Source organism: Shigella sp. SIG6, assembly GCF_053555815.1.
Map to the genome: position 1 here is coordinate 1 of NZ_JBQZXC010000197.1, position 4,286 is coordinate 4,286.

Annotated in this window: 2 protein-coding genes and 2 pseudogenes; all 4 read right to left on the minus strand. The window is 44.0% G+C overall.

Annotated features, from left to right (window positions below; genetic code table 11):
- Positions 1 to 180: pseudogene (locus ACUU1M_RS19005) on the minus strand (CfaE/CblD family pilus tip adhesin); the annotation flags it as partial.
- Positions 177 to 2,861 carry a TcfC E-set like domain-containing protein gene (locus ACUU1M_RS19010; RefSeq protein WP_000358682.1) on the minus strand — a complete coding sequence of 895 codons (2,685 nt, stop codon included), beginning with the start codon at positions 2,859 to 2,861 and terminating at the stop codon, positions 177 to 179. The gene ACUU1M_RS19010 and the pseudogene ACUU1M_RS19005, both read right to left, overlap by 4 nt.
- A gap of 91 nt (positions 2,862 to 2,952) precedes the next feature.
- Positions 2,953 to 3,453 (minus strand): annotated as a pseudogene (locus ACUU1M_RS19015) (CS1 type fimbrial major subunit).
- Positions 3,454 to 3,482: 29 nt separating this feature from the next.
- Entirely contained in the window at positions 3,483 to 4,199 is a 717-nt protein-coding gene (locus tag ACUU1M_RS19020) for a fimbria/pilus periplasmic chaperone (protein WP_152028971.1), read from the minus strand.
- Between the last annotated feature and the right edge of the window lie 87 nt (positions 4,200 to 4,286).

The window sequence follows — 4,286 nt, forward strand, 5'->3', positions numbered from 1 at the left end:
CGAACATTCATACCACATATATCCATTATTTCCTGCCGACGCTTCATCCTTCCAGAAGTAATAATCCGCTCTACCAGATGCCAAATCATACGTAATTTCACTGGTCACGTCAGGAGCTGCCTGAACGCCAGTGAGCGTGCCAAACAAGCCCAATATCGCCGCAATCAATCGATTTCTCATGGTGCAACCTCCCTTTGCGCCGTCTGAACGTTTCCACGTAATTTAGGCTGTTTCAACTGTGCCTGAACCTGAATCGACTCCGGTAATTGTGAATAAGTCACCACACTACAAGTAACATCTCCGCTGTAACGAATGCTGGCGCGTTTCTTTACAACACTCAGTGGACACTTAAGGAATTGCTGCCCGGAAAGCAGATAGAGCTCTTTTTCGCTGCCGTTAATTTCAAGTGTAAATCCGCCATCTTCAGCTACCAGTAACATGGCGCTGTTCAGCCCCACAATCGGGAATTTTTTCACCGCTGCCGGCAGTAATAAACGACCGATATAGTTGTAGTTAAAGCTGGCAGACACTTCGCGATAGCGCAGCTTGCCAGGCAACAACATTAATTCACGATTCCCTGCACCGTTAATGATGTTTGTTGTCCCCTGCTGATTGCCCTGGCTACTGTCGTTAACCTCAACAAAACCAGACTGAAATCCAGGATAAGGGAACAACACACTGTCACTTTGACCAAGCTGCAAAGTTCGGCTGCCTGCCACCCGCGCTTCGAGTTGCAGATCCTGACTCTCTTCATCCTGTTCAGAGAAGCCTTTCACATCCACCAGTACCGCACCCAGCAAATCGTCTGTACCACTGGCTCCCAAATTAACGCCATAGCGACTGACAGCCAGCGTAGAGCTATAAGTGCCCGTAAAGGCCGAAAGATGATCATGATTCTTACGGTCATAACTATCAGATACGGTAGCGTAGACATTTCCGTATTGCCCATCCCAACGCCCGTTAACCGCGCTGTTTATGGTATCGGTGTTCAGGCCTCCGACGGTTACGCCAAGTTCTTTATGGCTGAATGAATCGTTATAAAAGGTATGCGATAACTGCCATGACGTTTGATCGCCATCCTGTTCGCTATAACGATAATCCGTAGACACATTGGTTGAATGGCTGTTGTTATTGCTATCCATCGTTGGCGTGTCAGATAACGAAAACGATAAGTACAAGCCGTTGTCGTCGTTATCGCCACCGTTGTCATTACGATGGAAAACACCGACTGACGTACTCAAAATCCAGTCACGCATCACAATAGCGCGGGAAGCGCTAAGTTGTACAGTTTCAGAGATACTTTGCGCTGTTGTCTGGCGAAGATAGTTATTTTCAAAGCTCTGCTGTTTATCCCAACGCAAACTATCATCAGTGTTATTTTGTGTGCGGGTATAACCCAGCATCATATTCCAGCCGACAAAATTCAGTGAAACTGTCGCGGAAATACTTTCATAACAGCTTAAGGCGTTATAGCTCTCTCTGCTGTCGGTTGTACAAGCATCGCCGTCAGAGTTGGTCCGATAAAAGCCCAACGTCGGCCATCCCGGATTACTCCAGTTGGCCTGTTGCATATCACCTTTGCCGCCGTCATCGTTACGGAACACGCTGGCGCTGATTGCAAGATTCCCCACCCCGCCTAAATCTGCCGTCCAGTTATTACCTAACTCGAAAGCACTCACATCATCGGCATTCGCCAGCCCTGCGTAGAGCTCATATTGCGGATGTAATGGCAGGCGTACTCCTAGCTGATAAGCTGAACTTTCATCATCAGAAACCTGTGATGTAGTTTTACCTGCCTGTAAGAACCATTGCGCATTTCCGTCAGTCAGACCGCCGGTTTTGGTAAACGGCACAAGCTCGGTGCGGGTGAGTTGGTTATTTTCGTAGACTTTTAATGCCACGCTGTAGCTGCCTGGCGGAAAGGAACTGGTATCAATAAATTGCGAACCACTATTGAGATAAAACGATCCCAAAAGTTGCTCATTACGATAAGCGTCAACACGAGAATTGCGCGAAAGCAGAACCATTACTGGGGTTCCTTGCTGGCTTTGCGCCTGGTTTAAATAGCTCAGTGTCGACCCGATACGCATCCCATCGATTGCACCGAGTGGCAGAAAGTTAAAGGTAAAGTTCCCGCCTTGTGCATTAAATAGTGTGCGGTTGTCCATGCGACCCGCCTGCACATAATAACGACGTAAAAAATCATAACGATAATAGAGATCGCTGACGTCAGTATTACTGTCACTGACATCATCTGCATCATAACCGTTGAAATTCCAGTGTGCACCAATATAGCTATTTTCTGTTATTCCCAGCGCACCGTTTCCCTGAATAGACAACGATTGGTAATCATCCTGTGCCAGAACATTGATGTCTTGCTGATGTATAAAAGCGTTAACAGTATTTTTGTCTGGATTTAAATATAATGACTTCGCATCGAAAGCTGAATTCCATTGCGGATTAATAAACAACGTTGCCGAACTTTCTTCATCATTATAGATTATTTCCAGCGTATCGGTATTCAGAAAACCACACCCTGAGTCAGTACGTACATAACCGCAAGCCAATTCACCGTGGCGAGCTAGCGGCTGCGATAATTTTTCTTTCACTATATGCGCGATTTTCTGATCGTCTACATCCAGTTCCAGCTTGTTATATAGACTTGCTGGATCAAGAAATGTTACGGTATCAAGATTAACCATTGCATAATATTTACCGAGACTTTTCCCTGAAAAATAAACCTCGATATACTCCTGCTGTCCCTGAGCAATAACCTCAAACCCTGCGGGAATTTTGGTTAATGTCGCCTCTGCCGGGCTGAGACTCGCCAGGATCAAAAGAGCCAGTAATTTTTTATCCATGGCAATCCTGAAATCCATAACAAATACTAAAACAGTTAAAATAAGGGAGGGCTACCCCTCCCTTTGTTACGTGTTAATTCTGTTATCCGGATTAAATATCCTGAGACAGATAAATGCTTACTACACCACGGTAGATGCCTGTTTCCAGAACACCTTTGGTGGTTTGAGCAAACATCAGGTTTTTAGCCAGAGAACCGTTAGTTAACGCATCGGAAGCAAAGATTTTGGTTGCGGTAAAAGTGGTTGCCGCATCAACTTTAATTTCTTCACCACCCTAGGTTACTGTCAGCGGAACAATCTTGCTAGCATCCAGGCTTTGAACCAGTTGCGCTGGGGACACTAACTGCATTTTTACATCTTTGGTAACGTCGTTAGACCAGATTTTGGTCATCAACTGGTAAGATTGCAGACCCTGCCCCGGCAGATATTGCATTTCTACTGCTTTCGGCAACGCGGTGTTATCGGTCTGTGTCATATCCAGAGCGGCATCAACGTTGGCCGTTACAGTAATATCCTTTTGTACTGCCAATGCGGAGCCTGCAACAGAAAACATCGCTGCGACCAGAAGAGATTTTGCAAATACCTTTTTCATTACTATTCCTTCGTTTATTACAATGATAATTAATGGACCGCCAGTTCAAACTCGCCATTATCTTTGGTGATCCAGTTATTATATTTGACAACGATTTTGTCGTAGCCAGATATGCTTTCAAGATTTCTTTCCTGACCAGGGAAGATGTTTTTATTTACGGTCTGTATCTTACAGCTTTCTTTGCTATTATTTTTACAATAAGCGATCGTTAAAAGCTTTAAGCGTTGATTCCCTGCATTAATTAATTTTTGGGCAGAATTTACTTCTAACTTAGCTATAGGTTGCTGAGGTGGAACACTAACAACGATTCCCCAAATTAAGTTAACTGTTAACTGCATAGAGAGATCTTTTTTATCTGTGGCAACGTCATCAATACTGGGAACCGCTTCAAATTTAACGCGATAATTTTTCTCTTTTTGCTCTGGTTCCATCGCAACAAAACGTACGGTTTTGCTACTACCGGCTGGTAAAGCGAATTTAGGTGGCATAACAACCAGATGATTTGCATCACCGGATTTAATCTCAACTTCATTTTCCTGAGGCGTCGATGGATTATCGATACGGAATACTGTCGCCTTGATGTACTGAACTTCATTACTTTTAGATATTACGCGAACGTTGCCTTCACCCTGACTATTAATGGAAACAGCCATAGGATAAACAGTCATATTTGACTGTGCCAAAAAAGGAGCGAACACGAATAAAAGCGGCGTAAGCCGTAATAAGAGATTAATTTTCGCCACCATATAATTTTGATCTTACAATATCGTTTCAAAAAAGTTGGCGTATTAGAGATGTAGATTTATTGTAAGTCAATATAAAAAAGCATTTTT

Coding starts and splice junctions, on each gene's coding strand:
- ACUU1M_RS19010 (WP_000358682.1), bottom strand. CDS start 2,861: ATGGATAAAAAATTACTGGCTCTTTTGATCCTGGCGAGTCTCAGCCCG.
- ACUU1M_RS19020 (WP_152028971.1), bottom strand. CDS start 4,199: ATGGTGGCGAAAATTAATCTCTTATTACGGCTTACGCCGCTTTTATTC.